Annotated in this window: 17 protein-coding genes; 5 read left to right on the forward strand and 12 right to left on the reverse strand. The window is 61.4% G+C overall.

Annotation, left to right across the window (positions count from 1 at the left end; translation table 11 throughout):
- Positions 1-94 precede the first annotated feature (94 nt).
- Both ACKTTN_RS01340 and ACKTTN_RS01345 read left to right on the forward strand, forming a co-directional pair.
- The gene (locus tag ACKTTN_RS01340; protein ID WP_407908074.1) at positions 95-847 is read left to right on the forward strand and encodes an electron transfer flavoprotein subunit beta/FixA family protein; all 753 of its coding nucleotides are present in this window, start codon (positions 95-97) and stop codon (positions 845-847) included.
- 86 nt (positions 848-933) lie between these two features.
- Entirely contained in the window at positions 934-1,875 is a 942-nt protein-coding gene (locus ACKTTN_RS01345) for an electron transfer flavoprotein subunit alpha/FixB family protein (RefSeq protein WP_407908075.1), read from the forward strand.
- A 130-nt stretch (positions 1,876-2,005) separates the two neighbouring features.
- Here ACKTTN_RS01345 and ACKTTN_RS01350 read toward each other — a convergent pair whose 3' ends face one another.
- Positions 2,006-2,380: a hypothetical protein gene (locus ACKTTN_RS01350; protein WP_407908076.1), complete on the reverse strand. Its 375-nt coding sequence runs from the start codon at positions 2,378-2,380 to the stop codon at positions 2,006-2,008.
- Positions 2,381-2,432: 52 nt separating this feature from the next.
- On the reverse strand, positions 2,433-3,200 hold the full coding sequence (locus ACKTTN_RS01355) for an S-layer homology domain-containing protein (protein ID WP_407908077.1): 768 nt from the start codon (positions 3,198-3,200) through the stop codon (positions 2,433-2,435).
- A 125-nt stretch (positions 3,201-3,325) separates the two neighbouring features.
- Between ACKTTN_RS01355 and ACKTTN_RS01360 the strand changes: the two genes are divergently transcribed.
- Positions 3,326-4,645, forward strand: coding sequence for a tetratricopeptide repeat protein (locus ACKTTN_RS01360; protein ID WP_407908078.1), 1,320 nt, complete (start codon positions 3,326-3,328; stop codon positions 4,643-4,645).
- A 54-nt stretch (positions 4,646-4,699) separates the two neighbouring features.
- On the opposite strand, the gene fcl is transcribed toward ACKTTN_RS01360, so the two are convergent.
- Positions 4,700-5,668 (reverse strand): GDP-L-fucose synthase, encoded by a 969-nt coding sequence (gene fcl, locus ACKTTN_RS01365; protein WP_407908079.1) that lies wholly within the window; start codon positions 5,666-5,668, stop codon positions 4,700-4,702.
- On the reverse strand, positions 5,661-6,770 hold the full coding sequence (gene gmd / locus ACKTTN_RS01370; protein ID WP_407908080.1) for a GDP-mannose 4,6-dehydratase: 1,110 nt from the start codon (positions 6,768-6,770) through the stop codon (positions 5,661-5,663). The genes fcl and gmd overlap by 8 nt, the downstream gene beginning before the upstream one ends.
- Positions 6,771-6,862: 92 nt before the next feature.
- Here gmd and ACKTTN_RS01375 point away from each other — a divergent pair, with 92 nt between their 5' ends.
- Positions 6,863-7,900 carry a methyltransferase domain-containing protein gene (locus tag ACKTTN_RS01375; RefSeq protein WP_407908081.1) on the forward strand — a complete coding sequence of 346 codons (1,038 nt, stop codon included), beginning with the start codon at positions 6,863-6,865 and terminating at the stop codon, positions 7,898-7,900.
- A gap of 67 nt (positions 7,901-7,967) precedes the next feature.
- A complete protein-coding gene (locus ACKTTN_RS01380) occupies positions 7,968-8,753 on the forward strand; it encodes a methyltransferase domain-containing protein (RefSeq protein ID WP_407908082.1) in 786 nt (261 codons plus the stop codon).
- Here ACKTTN_RS01380 and ACKTTN_RS01385 read toward each other — a convergent pair.
- Genes ACKTTN_RS01385 through ACKTTN_RS01420 form a run of 8 tightly spaced genes read right to left on the reverse strand, consistent with a single transcriptional unit; the run spans position 8,734 to position 20,180 of the window.
- Complete coding sequence (locus ACKTTN_RS01385) at positions 8,734-10,539, reverse strand: hypothetical protein (RefSeq protein ID WP_407908083.1); 1,806 nt, start codon at positions 10,537-10,539, stop codon at positions 8,734-8,736. The genes ACKTTN_RS01380 and ACKTTN_RS01385 overlap by 20 nt on opposite strands.
- Positions 10,540-10,547: 8 nt before the next feature.
- Positions 10,548-11,822 (reverse strand): glycosyltransferase family 2 protein, encoded by a 1,275-nt coding sequence (locus ACKTTN_RS01390; protein ID WP_407908084.1) that lies wholly within the window; start codon positions 11,820-11,822, stop codon positions 10,548-10,550.
- Positions 11,823-11,865: 43 nt separating this feature from the next.
- Positions 11,866-12,855: a lysylphosphatidylglycerol synthase transmembrane domain-containing protein gene (locus ACKTTN_RS01395; protein WP_407908085.1), complete on the reverse strand. Its 990-nt coding sequence runs from the start codon at positions 12,853-12,855 to the stop codon at positions 11,866-11,868.
- Complete coding sequence (gene wecB / locus ACKTTN_RS01400) at positions 12,852-13,994, reverse strand: non-hydrolyzing UDP-N-acetylglucosamine 2-epimerase (protein WP_407908086.1); 1,143 nt, start codon at positions 13,992-13,994, stop codon at positions 12,852-12,854. The genes ACKTTN_RS01395 and wecB overlap by 4 nt, the downstream gene beginning before the upstream one ends.
- On the reverse strand, positions 13,991-15,046 hold the full coding sequence (locus tag ACKTTN_RS01405; RefSeq protein WP_407908087.1) for a glycosyltransferase: 1,056 nt from the start codon (positions 15,044-15,046) through the stop codon (positions 13,991-13,993). Before ACKTTN_RS01405 ends, wecB begins: the two co-directional genes overlap by 4 nt.
- On the reverse strand, positions 15,036-18,053 hold the full coding sequence (locus ACKTTN_RS01410) for a polysaccharide pyruvyl transferase family protein (protein WP_407908088.1): 3,018 nt from the start codon (positions 18,051-18,053) through the stop codon (positions 15,036-15,038). Before ACKTTN_RS01410 ends, ACKTTN_RS01405 begins: the two co-directional genes overlap by 11 nt.
- Positions 18,050-19,369, reverse strand: a complete 1,320-nt coding sequence (locus ACKTTN_RS01415; RefSeq protein WP_407908089.1) for an ABC transporter ATP-binding protein — start codon at positions 19,367-19,369, stop codon at positions 18,050-18,052. The genes ACKTTN_RS01410 and ACKTTN_RS01415 overlap by 4 nt, the downstream gene beginning before the upstream one ends.
- On the reverse strand, positions 19,359-20,180 hold the full coding sequence (locus ACKTTN_RS01420; RefSeq protein WP_407908090.1) for an ABC transporter permease: 822 nt from the start codon (positions 20,178-20,180) through the stop codon (positions 19,359-19,361). Before ACKTTN_RS01420 ends, ACKTTN_RS01415 begins: the two co-directional genes overlap by 11 nt.
- Positions 20,181-20,195: the final 15 nt, after the last annotated feature.

Raw genomic sequence — 20,195 nt, forward strand, 5'->3', positions numbered from 1 at the left:
GGTGTGACTGCTGGACAGAGCGTGGCGATTACAAGGGTCGGCTAGAATTCCGATCCTGGGCCGACCGGCCCGACCGTTACTAGGAATCCGCCCGATGAAAATCCTCGTCGCCTACAAGCGCGTGGTGGACTACAACGTCCGCATCCAGGTCAAGCCCGACGGCAGCGGCGTCGTCACCGAGGGCGTCAAGCTGTCGCCCAACCCGTTCGACGAGATCGCGCTCGAAGAGGCGCTGCGCCTGCGCGACAAGGGCGTCGCGACCGAAGTCGTGGTCGCCACGATCGCCCCGGCCGACGCCCAGCCGCACCTGCGCAACGGCCTCGCGATGGGCGCCAGCCGCGCGATCCATGTGGTGGTCGACGCCGGCACCGACGTGCAGCCCCTCACGGCGGCGCGCGCCCTGCTCAAGCTCGTCGAGCGCGAGCAGCCGGACCTCGTCATCCTCGGCAAGCAGGCGATCGACGACGACGCCAGCCAGACTGGCCAGATGCTGGCCACGCTCTGGGGCCGCCCGCAGGCGACGTTCGCATCGAAGCTAGACGTCGCCGACGGCAAGGCGACCGTGACGCGCGAAGTCGACGCCGGCCTCGAGACGCTGGAAGTCGATCTGCCGGCGGTCGTCACCACCGACCTGCGCCTCAACGAGCCGCGCTTCATCAAGCTGCCGGACATCATGAAAGCCAAGAGCAAGCCGCTCGAGACGCTGCAGTTCACCGAGCTCGGCGTCGATGCGGGTGCGGGACTGAAGACCACGTCCTACGCGCCGCCGGCCAAGCGCTCGAAGGGCATCATGGTCAAGGATGCGGCCGAGCTCGTCGCGACGCTCAAGCAGCGCGGCCTGCTGTAACACCAGGCCAGGCGGCCCGCGCATCGCGCGACCGCCTGACATGTCGGTCCCGGATTGCCGGGACAACGGAATCCGAGGAACTCACGATGTCGAAGGTCCTGATCGTCGCCGAACACCTAGGCGGCCACCTCAATGCGTCGACCGCCAAGTGCGTCACCGCGGCGAAGGCGCTGTCGCCCGAGGCGATCGATGTGCTGGTGCTGGCGGATGATGCGTCAGCCGTCGCGGCCGAAGCTGCGAAGCTCGTTGGCGTCACGCGCGTGTTGGCGGTGTCCAACACCGCGAACGCCAACCCGATCGCCCAGGTACTTGCGCCACAGGTCGCGAAGATCGCCGCGGGCTACACGCACGTGTTTGGCCCGAGCACGACGTTCGGCAAGGATGTGATGCCGTGCGTCGCCGCGCTGCTGAACGCACCGCAGGTGTCGGACGCGATGGCTGTTGAAGGGCCGCGTACGTTCAAGCGCCCCATCTACGCCGGCAACGCGATCGTGACCGTCGAGGTACCGGAAGGCGTGGTTGTCGTCGCGACGATCCGTACTGCGTCGTTCGCGGAAACCGCGCGCGATGGCAATGCGCCGGTCGAAGCGATCACTGTCGACGCCTCGTTGCCGACGCATACACGCTTCGTCGGTCTCGCCGCCGGCTCGAGCGATCGTCCGGACCTGCAGAGCGCCAAACGCGTGGTTTCCGGCGGCCGCGGCGTCGGCTCGGCCGAGAACTTCAAGATCATCTACGACCTCGCCGACAAGCTCGGCGCGGCGGTTGGTGCGTCGCGTGCGGCGGTTGATGCGGGCTACTGCCCGAACGAGATGCAGGTCGGTCAGACGGGTAAGATCATCGCCCCCGAGCTCTACGTCGCAATAGGTATTTCCGGAGCGATCCAGCACCTCACCGGCATCAAGGATGCCGGCACCATCGTCGCGATCAATAAGGATGCCGACGCGGCGATTTTTGAAATCGCAGATATCGGGCTAGTAGGAGATCTGTTTCAGATCCTGCCCGAGCTGGGCGCTTTAATCGCCTAGCTTCGGCGTTTGTTATGCGACAAATCGCAACGCGTCGGCGGCCTATCGGCCGCAAGAGCGAGCGGGGCGCAACCACGCAGACCGCCTCTCATCCCGTACCGTAGCCGATCACTGGCGGGGCCTTGCGACCCTAGCGAGCCCGCTCCTGCGGCAGCGGGCCCAGCGGTTTTCCCGAGCGAGTCATCGATTGGCGCATGGCATCAGGCAACGGCGGGCCGCCATACGAATTGGCCTGCTCTACGTCCCAAGCATGCTGTTCGCGCGCCAACGCCGCGTTGGGCACCGGGGCGCGCGTTCCAGGAGCCAAGTGCTGCGTGGACACGAATCCTTGCCTACCATCGGCGGTGACGCGTGTTGAAGCATTGAGAGGCGGCTGCTCATAGCCACCGTTCGTTTCCATACCAGGCGTGTCGTACACACCGAAATTCTCGTCCGATCTGCGGTAAACGACAACCAGCCCCAAGATCGCCACAGTAACGGCGACCACTTTTAGCACGCTCTTCATTTGCGCCTCCAATTCACCCCCGCGCCGAGTAGGTCACGGGGGCGACGATCAGCTAAGGGGCGTCGGTGTAATAGTCCCACTGCAGGCCCAAAGCGCGAGTAAGGAACGCCGCCATCTGAGCGCGCGTCACCGCCGAATCGGGGCAGTAGTTCCCTCCGCCGCAACCGGCGGTGACTCCGGACTTAGCCAGCTGGCCGATCTCGTTGAAGAACGGGTGGGATGTCGGAACGTCATTGAAGCTCGCACTCGCCGGAGCGGGAGCGATCTGACGCTGCCAAAACACCCATACTCCTCTAAAACGCAGGTTTGCACTTACGGGCATCGCTAGGCGAACCGCGTAGTCCTGGTGCTGTCCGGAGGATATGTAGGTATCAACTACGCCGTTGAAGGTTGGGGCGAAGCCCGTCTGGTTGTACACCTGCGCGCCCGCGGACGTATAAGTCGAATTCGTAAGGCTTGCATACGAGGCTGTGCCCACCGTCCCGCCGTACAGCTGGTAATTGCGATTGACCGTGACGGTCAGATCGTTGGACGCGTCATTGTCATAATAATAGACGGCATAGCTAATGATCTTCGCGCCTTCGGGCAAGCCAAGCGGTGCCTCATACCAATGGCAGTAGGAGCCACCACTTCCCGTTGCCGTGTAGAAGTAGTTGGCGTCGTACGTCAACGGGCAGGCCGGATCGTCAGGCGAGAACATGTAGGCCGGAATGTAGTGCCCTTGCTGCTGCAGGCCATACGATTCTTCCGCCTGGACTACAGGCGCGCCCACCAGCGCGGACGCACATGCGCTAGCCACTACCCACTTTCTGAATGACATAGGATCTCTCCCCTGAAGGGCCCGCGAGGTGCAGGTCCGAAACCGAATGGTAGACTTTCGTCACGGTTTCTTAAGCTCAATTCGACCGTTAAAAATTTGTCTGCCGACGAGCGGGTGGGGACAGGATGAGATTGCAATCGCGGCACACGAGGGCAGCGCTCCGCTGGGTAGCGATACTTGCAGCCGGGGCGATAGCATCCGCATGTTCGGATCGGCATCGAATCGCGCAGGGGATCGATCTTTACGGTTCCGGCCGCGCCAAGGAAGCCGTCGCTGTCTGGCAGCCACTCGCCTCCGCTGGAAACGCCGATGCCGAATTTTTTCTGGCTACCGCGTACGCGGAGGGCAAGGGCGTGGCGCGTGACCCCCTACTTGCAATGGACCTCTATCGCAAGTCGGCGGAAGCCGGTCAAGTGCGCGCGCAATACAATCTCGGCGTGACCTACCTCAAGGGTGACGGAGTACCATCGTCGCCGCGTGAAGCACTGCGGTGGTTGAAGCAGTCCGCTATGGGTGGCTACGCCGACGCGCAGTATGCGCTCGGCCTGTTGTACGGCGACGGGATGGAAGACGTCGCGCAGAATCTCGAGCTCTCGCGAAAGTGGCTGACGAGTGCGGCGGCAAAGAACCATCCGCGTGCGCAGTTTCTTCTCGGACGCTTGTACCTCACGGGTAGCGGCGTAACGCGCGACCGGAAGAAGGCGACATTTTGGTTCGTGCGCGCGGCAAAAAACGGTGAGCCCGACGCCGTGTACCAGCTGGCTGTCATGCGCGACCCCGGGAATCGTATTCCGGGTGGGCGACAAACGTCAGCACTGAGCACGGCCGCGCGATCCGGATTTCCTAAGGCTCAATATGACCTTGCTACGTCTCTCTTGGCCGGCAAGGGCATGGCAAAAGATCTCGCAGCCGGCGCAGATTGGATGTCGAAAGCAGCTGACGCCGGCTACGCGCCGGCGCTATTCGACTACGGCATCATGCTTCGCGACGGCGTCGGACGCATGCGCGACAGCGCCGCGGCAGCCCACTATATCGAGCGATCGGCGAACGCAGGTTACGGTCCGGCGCAATATGAATTCGGTCGTTCATTGCAGTCTTCTCGCGAGGGCGCGCATCAGGCCGAAGCGGTCGAATGGCTGCAGAAGGCTGCAACTCAAGGAAATGCCGAAGCGATGAACGCCGTCGGCTACGCGTATTTCGACGGCGTCGGCGTGCAGCGCAACTTGGCGAACGCACGCGAGTGGTTTGAACGCGCCAGCGCGGCCGGACACGCTGAAGCGACGTACATGCTGGGGACCATGTATGCGAACGGCGAGAGCGTAGCGAAGGATGGCTCGCAGGCCATGAAGCTCTACTGCGCGGCGGCACAGCTAGGTAGCGACCGTGCCCGCGCTATGGTCGCCTCAAAACGCAATGGCGGACTGGCTTGCGAGCAGCGCCTGTAGCCCCATTTTGGAGCCGGCAGTGCGCGGCCAGCTGTGGTTCCGCGCACGCCGGGTTCATAGCCGCAGCTCGGCCTGATGCGCGAGAAACCACGAATAGGTGTCGCGAATTCCTACATCAAGGGACGTCCGCGCGTGCCAGCCAAGCGATGCAAGACGGGTGACATCGAGGAGCTTGCGCGGCGTGCCATCCGGCTTGGATAGATCGTGCGCAATTTTCCCACGGTATCCGACGACTTCGCTTACAAGATTCGCTAGCTCCAAAATACTGACATCGGAGCCCACACCAATGTTCACGGGATCGCTACCGTCGTAGTGGCGCATCAGGTACAGCGTCGCGTCGGCCATATCGTCCACGTGAAGGAACTCACGTCGCGGTGTTCCAGTCCCCCACAGAACGACGCACTCGTCGCCGCGCACATGCGCCTCGTGGAACTTGCGGATGAGCGCGGGCAACACATGCGAACTCTGCAGGTCGAAGTTGTCGCCGGGCCCGTAGAGATTGGTCGGCATCAGCGAGATCGCGTCAAAACCGTATTGCTGCCGGTAGGCCTGGCATTGCTTGATGCCCGCGATCTTCGCAATTGCGTACCACTCGTTCGTTGGCTCGAGCGGACCCGTGAGAAGTGCCTCCTCGCTGATCGGCTGCGGTGCAAGGCGGGGATAGATACACGACGACCCGAGAAACGCCAACTTCCGAACACCGCTGCGCCGGGCAGCGTCGATGACGTTGGACTGGATCATGAGGTTCTCGTGCAGGAATTCCGCTGGACGAGTCGCGTTGGCGTGAATACCGCCGACCTTTGCCGCGGCGAGAAAAACGAAGTCCGGACGCTCGAGATCGAAGAACGCCCGCACCTCCGCCTGTTCGGTAAGGTCCAGCTCTTTCCGGGATCGCACGAGCAAATTCGAATATCCGTCGCGTTCTAGGCGGCGAACGATCGCACTACCGACTAGTCCGCGGTGACCGGCAACAAAAATACGAGCGTCGAGCGGAAGCTCGGTAACCACCGACGTGCTACTCATAGTGATGGTACGCCCGGAAACCGGCCTCCCTCACGAGCGCATCACGTTGAGCCAACGCGAGGTCCTCGCGAACCATTTCGGAAACGAGCTCATCGAACGTGATCTTCGGCGTCCAACCCAGTTTTTCGCGCGCGCGCGTCGGATCACCCAACAGTGTGTCCACCTCGGACGGACGGAAATATCTCGGGTCGACTGCGACGACGCGCTGACCGACGCTCACGGCCGAACCCTCCGGTGCTGCGGCGACCACGCCATATTCATCGACCCCGGCTCCCCGCCACTCAATCGCGATGCCAAGCTCCGCCGCCGCGCGCGAGACAAACTCACGGACAGACACCTGATACCCCGTCGCGATGACGAAATCCTCGGCAACTTCTTGCTGCAACATCAGCCACTGCATTTCCACATAGTCCTTCGCATGGCCCCAGTCGCGCCGCGCGTCGAGGTTGCCTAAATAGAGGCAGCCCTGAAGACCCAGGTGGAGACGCGCGAGCGCACGCGTAATCTTGCGAGTAACAAACGTTTCGCCGCGCAGTGGTGATTCGTGGTTGAACAAAATCCCGTTGCACGCGTACATGCCATACGACTCGCGGTAGTTAACCGTGATCCAATACGCGTACAGCTTGGCGACCGCGTACGGCGAACGCGGGTAGAACGGTGTCGTTTCGCGCTGAGGGATTTCCTGGACCTTGCCGTAGAGCTCGGATGTCGACGCCTGGTAGAACTTCGTCTTCTTTTCGAGCCCCAGGATGCGGATAGCCTCCAGCAAGCGAAGCGTGCCGATGGCATCACTGTTCGCCGTGTACTCGGGACTTTCGAACGAGACCGCCACGTGACTCTGCGCGCCGAGGTTGTATATCTCGTCCGGCTGCACCTGCTGCACGATTCGAATCAGATTCGTCGCATCCGTCAGGTCGCCGTAGTGCAGCACGAACCTGACCGCATCTTCGTGCGGGTCCTGATAGAGATGATCGATGCGATCGGTGTTGAACAGCGAGGATCGCCGCTTGATTCCGTGAACCTCGTAGCCCTTCTCGAGTAGAAGTTCCGCGAGGTATGCACCGTCCTGGCCGGTGACGCCGGTGATGAGAGCGCGCTTCATGCGTGTCAGGTTTTGATGAACGGGCACGGCCCGGAGAGCCCGACAGCCTATCATTCTCGTGGGAAAACGGCGCGCCACAGCGGGTGCCAACAATGGCCAACTCTGGCAACATCTCGGATCCGCCCGGAAATGGCCGTCCCAGTATGTCGCTCGAGACTCTCGCCGCTGAATATGCGGCCCGTTACGGCGTCGCCGCCGGATTCTGCGAACGCTACCTGCGGGATCGATACGTTGATCGCGTCGGACTTGATCCGACGGATTTCGACGCGTCGCTGGGTCCGACCGAAAAGCTTTACCTCGAGTACGCGTTCGCGACGAACCAACGTGGCGCAGCAGCGTTGGCGCGCCATCCGCGCGATGAAGGTGCGCCGCGGCGGGTGCTCGATATCGGATGCGGATACGGCGGAACGGTACGAGCGTTTGCAGACGCGGGTGACGTAGCGCTCGGACTCGAGATCGACCCGCAACTTGCCGAGTACGCAGCGCTGAACGTGGAGGATCTTCCAGGCGCCGAGGTGCGCTGTGCAGACGTCATGGCGGCGGACCCGACCACGCTCGGTGAGTTCGACCTGATCTTCTGCAGCGACGTGATAGAGCACGTGAGCGACCCGGACACGCTCCTTCGCGCCGTGCCGCGCCTTCTCGCGCCAGGGGGCACGTTTGTCATGCACGTCCCCAACAAGGACAGCATCCACCAGGTTCTTTCTGACGAGCACTTCTGCCTGTTTGGCTTCACGTTGCTGGGACGTCAGGAAGGCCGTGAGCTCAAGCGCCAACGCCAGAAATGGGATGACCCCTATCACCATATGGGGCAACTTCTCCCGCTGCCGTACTACGAAAGCCGGCTTCGTGAGACGGGACTGGAAGTTGGTACTGAGGTCGCTCACTGGATCGCGAAGCGCGAGGGCGCGCTGGAACGACTTGGAGAAGCATTGAAAAAAATGGAAGAGGTCCAATCGGACTCGACATTGTCGTGGTTCACAAAACGGGCTCTGGCTGAGGCCTTTGCGCGGTACGTGAACGAGTTTATGACGGCATGGTGCGAGGCAAATTTCTCAGGCGACGAGCGCGCATTCGCACGCCGCTTTGTGGCGCCTACCTGGACTGTTTCGGCAATGAGAGTCGCTTGACCGCGGGCAAGAACACCCGCTTTAAGTCCGGCCACATTGACTGGGCGATACCAGAGGACGTCCAAGCATGCTGCAAAACGAACTACCCACGTCCGGTGTAACGGTCGAACAACACAACGTCGAGATCGCCGAAAATCTGCGCGCATGGGAGCGCAAGCCGTTACTGCGTCGCATCTACCGCGACATGCATTTGTCTATCGCGGCGAAATGTGCGCATGTTCCCGGGATTGCGGCGGAGCTCGGATCGGGCATCGGCAACATCCGCGAAGTGCTGCCCGGTTGTCTGCGGACGGATCTCTTCCCTAACCCGTGGCTCGACCAGACTGAAAACGCATACACGTTATCGTTTGACGATGAGAGCGTCGCCAATCTAATCCTCTTCGACGTATTCCATCACCTTCGATACCCTGGAAACGCGCTTCGCGAATTCCATCGCGTGCTCGCTCCCGGCGGTCGTGTGTTGGTATTCGAGCCAGCGATGAGCGCTCTCGGCCGTCTTGTATTTGGCGTTTTCCATCATGAGCCGATCGCGCTCAAGCAGCCGATTGCTTGGAACGCGCCTGAACATTGGTCTCCGGCCAACGTGGACTATTACGCAGCGCAAGGCAATGCGTCTCGCCTATTTCGTCGGGTCGGGGCGACGTTTGAAAAACTGCACGTTCAATCGATCAGCCGCTCTGCCCTTTTCTCGTATGTCGCGTCCGGCGGCTATTCCAAGCCACAGCTTTATCCGGAGTCCGCCTACGGCATAATGCGCCGCCTTGATCGGATCCTGGACACCTGCCCGGCGCTCTTCGCCACGCGGATGCTAGTCGTGCTTGAAAAGAAGGCGGCTATGGCGTCGGCTCTCTGAGCCGAACCCGCGTTGTAGCCGCCTCGCCCCACGCCGGGCCCGCATCCGGCCGTACCGCTTGGATGCGGAAAATGATTTCCGTGTCGCGCGTCGCCGACAGCGACAGTGGCGTCTCCCACCAGCCGGCGCCCGCTTCAGCCGAGATGTCGTGCGAAAGCACGTTATTGCCACCGATGCGGACCTCTTGGCGCAAACGGTCCGGGAAACCTCCGGGCGCGTATGCGTCTTCGACGCCGAGAAGTATCGAAGCATCTGCGCCGCCAGCGGCGCGTACCAAGCAGCGCACTTCTGCACGCTCGCCGGGTGCCGGGTCCGGATGTGCGACCTTGAAGCGAAATGTAGACGCCGCGCTGTCGACCAGTACTCCGGAAGCGAGCGAGCAACTCGCGCGCGCGTGCTCCAGTCGCAGTAGGAATGTATCGATGTGCATCGCAGGGTCGGCTGCCTTCACTGCAGCTTCCCACCGCGGTAGCACATGCACCACCGCGAACACGGCTGTCGCGGAAACCGCCGCAGCGGTCAACGCCCACGCCCGCGACACCTTCGCATGCGCGACATCCACAGCAGCCAGGCCTACGGCAAGCGCCTCAAGGGTGTTCGCGACCAGCATGAAACGCGCCTGCGTGGCGAACAGGACGTGCAGTGCCGCCTTCAGCGCAATCGCCGCGGCGATTGCGAGAACGGCTCGGTTGCGCGTTCTGACCGCGACCGCGACTGCAGCGAAAAACGCAGCGTGAAGCAGACAGAGACCGGCGAGGACCCACGGCCCGAGACGCTGCGCGAGCAAAAGCGCATCAGCTCGGCGGCTGGGCTTTTGTGCCTCGTCCAAGAGTGACCAGTAGACGAGGGTGCCGTCAGCGTTCACGGACGACGCAAACAGGGCACCGACGCGCCGTTGCAAATGAAAACCAGGTCGACGCTTGATCTCGTTCCACGCCATCGGCCCAGCCACCGCCATCAACTTCTGCGTGTCATCCTGCAACTCCGGGTGCTTCGCGGCCACGAATGCGTCGTATTGCAGCCAACCAAACCCGGCGCCAGGCATATACGAGCCGAGCATCGCGGCGCCACCGTGTGCGGTCGTCAACGCAAACCGGTCGGTTGCTGCGTGCCGTTGCCACGCGACTAGAGAAAGAAGAATGGCACCTATCCCACCGAATACGTACGCTCGCCGACGCCATTCGCGAGGCTCGCCCCAAGGAAAGACAGCGAGCAGAACCAGAGGAAATGCGGCGAGCCACATTTCCTGGCGAATGTATCCGGACAGTACCCACAGTACCGAAGCGGAAGCCGCAAAGCCGCGCTTCGCGCCAAATGCGTTTCGAACACCGATGCAAGCGAGCGCGAGGACGGGCAACTGCACCCAGTTGTCCTGGGCCACGACCCCCGAGAAGATGACTTGCGCCGGTTGGAGAGCGATTAGCGCCGCGACGAGCACCCGAGCCCACGTCGGGACTACACCGCGCAATACCACCAAGGGCAGCAACGGTAACGCCGACATCAGTAGCATCGTTGCAGTGCGCGCTACAGCAACTGGGTCACCCGGTACGACGCGGAGGATGACCCCCAGGAGCGTCGATGTTCCCGGGCTCAGCAGCAGCCAATGCCACGTGGGCGCGCCGAAGTCGCGCGACAGCATCGTCGCAAAATCGACCACACGCAGAAAATCGGACACAGGAATCGTCGGATAGCGCAACATCAAAGTAGCGCGCAGGGCCAAACCAAGAGCGACGACTACGCCGCCCACGCATGTCCACAACGTTTCGATTCTCGAGTTGTCGGCCATCGCTGATCTCACGTGAATTTCAAACGGCGGCTCGAGAACACGAGCATTGCCAGTAGCAGCGCGCCGTGCCGCCAACGCGAAATGTTGGTCGTCCCGTAAGTACGCTCGCGATAAGTGATCGGAACTTCGATCACGCGTAGCCCCATTCGCGAAGCTCCGAAGATCAGATCGAAGTCACCGAACGGATCGAACTCGCCGAAATACGCGCGATTGGCCGCCAGTCGAAGGTAGTTTTCCCTCGTGAGGACCTTGGTACCGCAAAGTGTGTCCTTGAAGCGCTGACCCAGGACAAACGAAAAGGCTGCAGCGAAGAAATGGTTCCCCAGGATGTTGAGAAAGCGCATCGCTTCTTTCTCCATGGGGTAAACGAGTCGCGAGCCGTTAATGAACTCGCCCTTTCCGGATGCGATGGCGTCGTAAAACTTCGGGAGATCTTCGGGCGGCACGGTGAGGTCGGCGTCGAGGATCATCAGGATCTCGCACGTTGCCATGCCGTATCCCTTGCGCACCGCGTCGCCTTTGCCTTTTCCGGCTTGCTGGCCTACGAGTATTCGCCGTTCGGGATTGGCCGCTTGCGCCGTCAAAATGCGCTGCCAGGTGTCGTCGGTCGAATTGCCTTCAATGAAGATGAGTTCGTCGTTCGGCCCCATCTGCGGAACGCGACGAACGATATCGTCGATATTGCCCGCTTCGTTTCGTGCGGGAACCACGACAGACACGGACGGAAGCTCCTGCAGAGCTCCAACAGGGCGCGGGCGAGCAACGAACAGGTTCACCAGCGTTAACGCGCGGATGCCGGGCAGCGGCGCCAGATAGCGATTTACGAGATCGGATATCAGAGGAATCCAAACGGGTATCAGCACGCGCTCGTCCTTGCGCACAAGCTCGAAATCCGTAAGACGAAAGAAGTTCTCGAGGTCGGTGTCGTCCAACCAATTCGACTCGAGCGTCTTGCGACGCAAACCCAGCGCCGTCGCGAGCGAAATGAACGGACGCCACAAGGCGCTGTAGGTTACGACGACGAGACGCGTGCGCGGATTCAGACGTTCGCGAAGACGCCCGAGATATGCCTGAACGTCCTTTTCGTAGTGGAGGTTGCCATTCAGTACCGCGTAATCGAGCGTCGCTGCATCTACGCCGTCGAGCGATTGCGAGACGCGTGCGATGTGGGACAGCGCGTTGCCGAGGTCGTCGGACATCGCGTCGATCTCCACGACGTTATCGGACGGGCGGGCATACATGCCGACGTAGCGTCCCAGCAATCGATACAGATACTTCCTCACGCGCGTCTCCCCTCAGCTTTTTTCGAACGATCGCCCGCGGCGATCAAAGATCTTGCAGCGACGTCCCGTCCGCGACCTGATACCGACCTACGAGCCACGTGAAGGCTCCCGGTAGCGTGGCCAGCGCGCTACCGAAACCAAACAGGATCGAGATCGCGAGCGCGGTCGCCTTCGGCACGCCGAGAACGGAAAGACCTAGGACCATCGCGCCTTCCCGAACACCCCATCCATTGACGGAGATCGGCAACATCGAAGCGAATACCGCCATCGAAACCACGGCTAGTACATCGACATAGCTGACCCGCATGCCCAGAGCCTCGGCGATCAATGTAACGGCTCCGTTTCCGGACAGGTAGATCGCGGCGCTCACGACGAACGCGATCAGGACGTGGCGGGACAGAAGGCTTCCGCGTACTGCGAAGACGAGCTCGATCAGCTTTCGCCGCTTGCCGTGCCCAGCGAGATCGCGCAACCAATTCAAGTGGCGCAGTCCCCACATGCAACCCAAGCCGCCGACAGCGCCGATGATCAGGGCCACGGCGAATAGCCGCAGCACGTGGGGAAGCAACGACCAGATGTGGGGAAGCCCCGCAGCCATCACGGCCACCACAGTCAACACGCCAACAAGGCGATCCAACAACAAGGACTGAAGCGCCGCGCCCAGCCTCGCCTGCCGATGCAGGACGAAACCGAGTCTAACGGCGTCTGTGCCAACCCCGGCGGGAAGAAATTGGCCAGCGAACGTTCCGGCATAGGTCGCCCGCATGAAGAATCCCAAGGGAAGCTCCATCCCGGAGGCGCGCGCGCACCGGCTCCACCGCCACGCTGACAGCGGCACGGTCGGCAGGACGACCAGGAATGCCGCAGCCAAGAGCGCGCGGTTTGCTCCTCGCACCGTCGCACCAACAGCGCGCCAGTCGGCCCACCACGCCAACGCGACCACGAGGCCCGCCGACAACGCCAGCTTGCCGAGCGCAATCACGACGCGGCGCCAGCGCGGCGCCTGCGCGCGATGTGGTGACGGCGAACTCACGTCGCCACCGGGTCTACGTCAGCGGCCGATTCGCACACGCACAGATCGCGCTTCAGAATGCGCACAATCCGCTCCGACGCATGGCCGTCGCCGTACGGCGACACGCCACGTGCCATCGCGCGATACGCGTCGGCATCGGTCAGCAACGATGAAGCCGCTTGCACAATGTCATCCGCATTCAGCCCCACAAGCCGCACCACACCTTCACGCACCGCCTCGGGCCGTTCGGTCTCGCGTCGCAGCACCAGCACGGGCTTGCCCAGCGCCGGGGCCTCTTCCTGCACCCCACCGGAGTCGGAAAGAATCAGAGTGGCGCGCTGCATGGCCGCGACGAACGGTAGATAGTCCAACGGCTCGCAAAGCGTGATACCTGGGCGGTCGCGCAACATCGCGTCCGTGACGCGGCGAACATTGGGGTTGGGATGGACGGGAAACAGAATCTCGACATCAGGATGCGCGTCCACGAGTCGGAGCAGCGCCACGCAGATCTCCTCCAGCGGAGCACCAAAGTTCTCACGTCGATGCGCGGTGACGAGCACTACACGCTTTCCGTCCGGAATCGGAACGCCAATTTCGTTGGGACGGGATGCGACCTGCTTGAGCGCATCAATCACGGTGTTACCCGTGACAGCGATAGCGTCCGCGGCGACGCCTTCGCGCTCAAGATTTTCGCGCGCGGAGTTCGTCGGCGCAAAGTGCCATCGCGCGAGACGACCGGCAAGCACGCGGTTCATCTCTTCTGGAAAAGGATTGCGTAGATCGCCCGTGCGAAGCCCAGCTTCAACGTGACCCACCGGAATACCATGATGGAAAGCTGCAAGCGCCACTGTCATAACAGTAGTGGTATCGCCCTGCACCAGAACTGCATCGTAGCGACGCTGCACCAGCACTTCATCGATCCGCGCGAGTATCCGGGCACTCAACTGGTTGAGCGACTGATTCGGGCGCATGAGATCAAGGTCGACGTCGGGCACGATGCTAAAGGCCGAAAGAACCTGATCGAGCATCTGTCGGTGCTGCGCCGTTGCAAGCACCGTGACGTCCGCCCATGGTTGCTCCCGAAGGGCCAGGATGAGGGGTGCCATCTTGATGGCTTCGGGGCGTGTGCCGACTACCGCGAGAATTTTCTTGGACTTCATGCTGCAACCGTCTTCTCACACGAATCTTCGAGTAGGACGCGCCAGTCCTCCAGAAAAGCGGAGGTGTCAAAGCGTTTTGCGGTGGTAGTCATGCGCGCGGAGGCTTCGTCGTAGCCTTCGAAAAGCGCCTGCAGCTTTCGCGCGCCGCCGGAGGCGTCATTGAGATCGTAAAGATGCCGCTCGTCGCCACCCACGAGCTCCATGTGTTCCGGCAGTCTGGATAGCAGGACAGGAACCCCGGCGGCGATGCTTTCGGCCGCTGCCAAACCGAACGATTCGCCCCACGAAGGTGACACCATGATCCCGCGCGCCCGTCGCCAGGCGGCAAGAAAATCGCCGGTATTCAGGAAGTCGAGCGGCGGCATCTGAAACGCCCGGCCACGGAGGCCCGCGCCCTCAATGCGCTCGCGCATGCCATAACCAGCCAACTCGGGGCCGAGGAAGACGGCTGCACATCGTTCGGTGCCGAGCTTGTCATGCTCCTGAACGAGATCGAGAAGGCCCTGCGGATTCTTCAGCTCGTCAAGCCGGCCGAAATAGAGAGCAGCTTGAGGGCGCCACGCCGGCAGCATGACGCGCCCCGAATCCGGACGCGGCGACACGCAGTTCCGCAACAACTTCAAGCGAGCATCGAGTGCAGGGCGCTCCGCCACGACGGTTCGGCGGAACGTTTCGGATGGAACGACGACACGGTGGACAATCGGGGCCAGCGCATCAAGGTAAACGCGATTCTGCGCGTACGGTGTGTGGCACTCGATGATCCATCGCGTCGTCGGCCGTTCGCTCTCGCTGATGAGTTCCGGCGAATCGATGACGAATACCGCGTCATATCTGCTCGCTTCAAGCTGATCGACGATGTTTAGTTGACCGTCCAGGCCGAGCGTTGAAATCGCGCGCCGGAACGGCGACAGCCCGCCGGCGTCGGCTCCGTAGTAAACATCGACCGAGACGTCAAGCCCCGCGTCCCGAAAGGCCTGCGCGCGATTGAGAAATACTCGCTCGACCCCGCCGTAGGTCGCCCATCGATATGCAAAACAAACCCTAACGGACATAGATGTCCCTCACGCTTGCCTGGCTCGACAGCTCCGTTAGGCGGTCAAAGCGCGCCTGCCACGTTGTCGAGCCGAGAAACGCTTCGAGCTCTTCCTCGCTGGACGCCGAGTCGGCAAGTTCGATACAGGCCGAGGACAGCGCATCCGCGCCTTCGACGACCCGGACACCGGGATAGTCACGCAGATGGGGGATGCCGGTGCAAACCACTGGCAGACCAAAATAGAGGTATTCATACACCTTGATCGGGTCGATCGCCTCAGCCAGCAAGCCAGGCCGGAACGGCGCGATCGCCACGCTCCATGCATTTGCGAACTGCCACAGATCCTTGGGCGGCACCTTGCCGACCATACGAACGTTTTCGAGCTGCTCGACCTCCTGCCGCACCCACGCCGGCTCGCCGTAACCGATGAATTCGAAGTCGAATTGCGGGAGCAGTCGCGCCGTCTCGAGCACTACTTGCCAGTCGAACCAAGCGTCCGTGAGGTGCCCGAAGTAGCCGACACAGCGTCGAACCGCACCGTCACGGGTACGACGAGCAGCGAACCTATTTTCCACCCCTAGCACTTCGGGCGTATAGCCGTTACCGATGACAGCGATATCGCGCCGCAGACCAGCGAATCGATCGGCAAGAGCAGGAGACACGGCCGCCACTACATCAGCGGCGAGCACCATTTCGGCCTCGGCCGCACCGTCGTACCAAGGCGCTTGCCCGACTTCATGAAACCCGCGCCAGTCGTCGAGGATGTCGTACACGATGCTAAAACCTCTCGCCCGCGCAACGGTGTGGAGGCTGACGAGTTCCGGGGCGGGAAGCGTGAAAACGAAGAGCGAGTCGCGGTCGGAACGAACATCAACTTGCTCCAGTCGATCCAGAAGAGAATACAGATCGACCTGCACTACGCCGGGATACACCTCTTGGTTCGACCTCTGCAGTCGCTCTTCTCGACTCCACTGCCACGCCGCAAAAATCACGCAGTAGCCGCGCGACGCTAGATATTTGGCGAGGTTGATCGGTCGCTGATTGACCAGCTCATCAAACTCGAATGCGGAAGGCACGATGGCGACCCGAACAGCGTCGTTCGCAAGCGCGGGCCAATCGAAATGCGATGGTGTGCCAAACGAATCGACAGGCCGAGTAGGCAGGCGGCGCGTGTGTCCGATAATCTTTCGGAGTGCGCTCGGCATGGACCAATACATCGAGCGAAGTGCGGAAGCCGCCAATTTCCTCCGCGCATCACCCCGTAGAACGAGAAGGCCACGCAAGACTCGAATCGGATGCGTGGCGCGCCACGACAAGCTCGACACTATCGTCTTGAGTTCACTAGTTACACCCGCCAGGTCTCGCTGCGCGACCAATAGACCATAAGACGCGGTCGCAGCCTCGGCCCGCGCCGCAGCAAGACGATCGACCAACACGTCGCGCGCAGCAGCCAACTCCTCCAACGCCACACCGCCAGCGGCTACCAAGCGGCGTTCTTGATCGAGGTGGTCGCTAAGCGCGCGCGCGTTCTGCTGCTCGGTTGCGAGTTCGAACTGCAATTGGGCGAGTTCCTCCCGAGCCTCCGAGAGGTCGCGCTCGACCGTCGCCAGGCGCTCACATTCAAGCCGATCATGTTCGGCCCTAGGTCGGAGATCCTGATACGCCAACGCTATCGGCGCCAAACGTTCGAGCTCGATCCGGTCACCTTCCACCTGCGAGCGCAACTGGTGAACGAGTTTATCGGCGACGCCAAGTTTGCCGTGCAATTCTGCCAGCTGCCCGCCTTGTTGCTCGCACATCTCACGAAGAGCCGCTATACGCCCTTCACGCTCGGAAACCAGTTGATTCGCTTCATCCGTCGACCAAGTATTGATCCAGTCAAACTGATTCTCGCGCCAATGTTGCGCGCGGGTTGCACCTCGCACCTCGTTGATCGCGCGATGCAACACGGCGCGATGCACAAGTGCAGTCTCCTCAAGCGTCCGCACGCGCTCTGGGTCGACCGTGTGCTTCGCAACCAAAAGGTGTCGAACCTTTTCAGCCCAAACGTGAGGCGCGGCATCAAGCTTTAAACGAACATGATCGGCCAACCCCGCCATCTGCGAGGTCACGACCATCTTCTCGTCGTATTCCAGACACAACAAAGGTTTTTGCAAACGCAATGCGAGAATCTGAGCATGAAGCCGCATGCAAATAAGCGCGTCACAAGAAGCGAGTTGCGACCACGCATCATCAGGCCGGCGAATCCGCACCGTTTCGTGCAGAAATTCGGGCAAAGCGGCCTGCAGGCGTTCCATGACGAGACAGTCAGCTTCGAAGCCCTCAGTCGCCTGAAAGCCGAGCCAGACGAGCGTGGTGGACGCAGGATCAACTGAGCAACGAATTGCGTTGGACAGCGAGTGCTCCCAGCTCGCTGGCGCCCAAGGCCGGACAGCAATCCCTAGACGACTACGAAGACCGGAAGATGGCGCTGTCACGAAATCTGGGATCGGGTTTGCCCACACAGGATCCGCACCGACATCGACCCGCCGCTCCACACCGATCGTGCGAACGAGCGCGGCCGACTCGTCGTCCCGCACGCTTACAGCCAGCGCGCGCTCGACGACGTGCCTAACAATCTCGCGGGGACCGTCACCCTCCAACGGGCCGATGCCATTCGCCCAGACGATATAGGGAACACCGAGCTGCTCCGCCATCAGGGCGGGGCGAGCGTATGCCGCAATGTCCCCAGAGTTGAAGCGAAAGAGCCCCGGCACGGTAAAGGAATGGTGTGTCTGGAATAAGCCGCCTCCGCCGATGACAACCAGATCGCAGCTCGCCATCCGTTGCGCGATGGCAGGAAGGTCCCGCGCGTTGACCGCGTCCAAGCCGTGGGTGTGGCGCGTGTGCTCAGGGTTTACGCTAGCTACGCAGACTTCGCCGCCGACCTCCGAGGCCCACCGCGCAATCGTTGCAAGCAGCAGCTCGTCGCCGACGTTTCCGGCGCCATACCATCCGTGCACGAACAGACGGACCGTAGCGGTCATTCGCGGACCCCGTCTGCAATTGCGCGTCGGCCAAAGCTCGGCTGCGGCGCCAGCCAGCCGTCACCCGAATGAGGCGGCACCAGCACGTCGAAATGACCCGCGTAGCCGACTCGGTGACTCCTTCGATATTCGCCGTTCACTATTTCGCCGACCCCTACCGCTACAACGTAGCGGCTTCCGCCAAAGTCAGCGCGCAAGGTCCATTCGACCTCGCATAGCCCAGCTTCGATCGGCGCGACCTCAAACCCAGTCGATTGCGTCGTCGCGCTCCACAGAGAAATTCCATCGACACTCGATATCTGCATCCCAAAGCACGGGTAAGCGATGTCGCGATTGGCCAGCATTCGTAGACGGATCTTGAATTCGGTGCCGTGCATTACCGCACTGCAAGGGTTCCCGAGCGCATCGACGAACGTGATCGTTTGAACGACGAGCGCCGCGTCCTGCTTGTCGTCTCCACCAGAGGCAATCGGTTCGCAAGCGCCGCCGTCACGACACGCGGACTCGATGACGTCTGCTTCGGCAAGCTCGGGGACAGCTACATCACCGCCTTCGTCCAGGACCAGATCGTCCGCATATGCCTTCACTACGTCGCGGCACGGCCCATCCAGAACGAGGCGACCTCGCTTCAGGAACAGCCCGCGGTCGCAATATTCGATCAGTGCGTTGGTCGAATGTGTAACCAAGAGAATTGAGACACCACGCTTCTGCAACGCGCGAATCCGATCCAAACACTTCTGCTGAAACGCGACGTCGCCAACGGCAAGCGCCTCATCTACAACGAGAATGTCCGGATCGACGTGAATCGCGGTTGCGAATGCCAACCGAACAACCATGCCACTGGAATAGGTCTTGATGGGTTGATCGAGGAAGTCTCCTATATCGGCAAACCTGACGATATCGTCGAACACGGCGTCGATCTCGCGTGCAGCCAGACCAAGAATCGCCGCATTGAGATAGACATTTTCACGGCCGCTGAATTCGGGATTGAAGCCCGACCCGAGTTCGAGCAACGCGGCAATGCGGCCGCGCGTACGCACGGTGCCCGATGTGGGGGATAGCGTGCCGCACAGTATCTGCAAAAGAGTGGATTTCCCCGAGCCGTTACGGCCGATGATTCCCACTGTTTCTCCCCGTTTGACCTCAAACGAGACGCCCTGCAAAGCCTCGAACGGGTGGTAATAGCGACGCGCGGAAAGTCCCAGCAGTTTTCGCACGCGCGGCAGAATGAACTGCTTGAGGCGATCGTGTGGCTTGGGGAAAAGGAGATACGACTTTCGCACTCGCTCAACCGAGATAACGGTGTCAGAGCACATCTGCGAAGCCCCGTCGAGTCGCTCGGAACCACGCCAGACCCGCCCATGCCACGAGCAAGCCAATAGCAACGCTGACTAGCCAACGTTGAACATCCAAGCCCGCTCCGGCCACCAGGACCGCGCGCGCCTGCTCAATGACATCAGTCAGGGGGTTGAGGTGCATCAATGTCTGAAGGTGGGTGGGTAGCACGCCCACCGAGTAAAAAACGGGGGACAAGAAGAGCAAGACGGTGGTAACGATACCGACCACCTGAGCAACGTCCCGCACATAAACACCAAGCGAAGCCAAAAACCAGCTGACGCCAAGAGTGAAAAGTATTAGGGGAAGCAATACGAGTGGCAGAAGCAGTCCGGTAACGGGCGGCAGACCGAAATAGAGCAAATGGAATACGTACCAGACGGACAGGCTAACTGCCGCGTGGAACAGCGCCGATAGCATTGATACGATCGGCAGCACTTCCAAGGGGAAGACGACCTTCTTAACGTAATTCACGTTACCGAGGACTAGGTTTGGCGCGCGGTTTATGCATTCGGAAAACACACTGAATACGACCAAGCCAGTGAAGAGCATCAACGCGAATTCAACGCGGTTTCCGGATCCGCCTGGCCACCTCGATTTGAACACGACGGAAAACACGAACGTGTAGACCGCGAGCATCAATAGCGGATGCAGGAACGACCACATAACACCCATGACCGATCCGCGATAACGACCGATCACCTCGCGCCGAGTGAGCGCGACGATGAGTTCTCGGCTTTGGAGCCAGCCGCGAGCAGGGCCGGCCAAACGTGACGCGTCTAGAAATTGCATAGGGTACGGATCGAC

Origin of the sequence: Lysobacter claricitrinus, assembly GCF_045866565.1 — a bacterium.
GTDB lineage: Bacteria > Pseudomonadota > Gammaproteobacteria > Xanthomonadales > Xanthomonadaceae > Cognatilysobacter > Cognatilysobacter claricitrinus.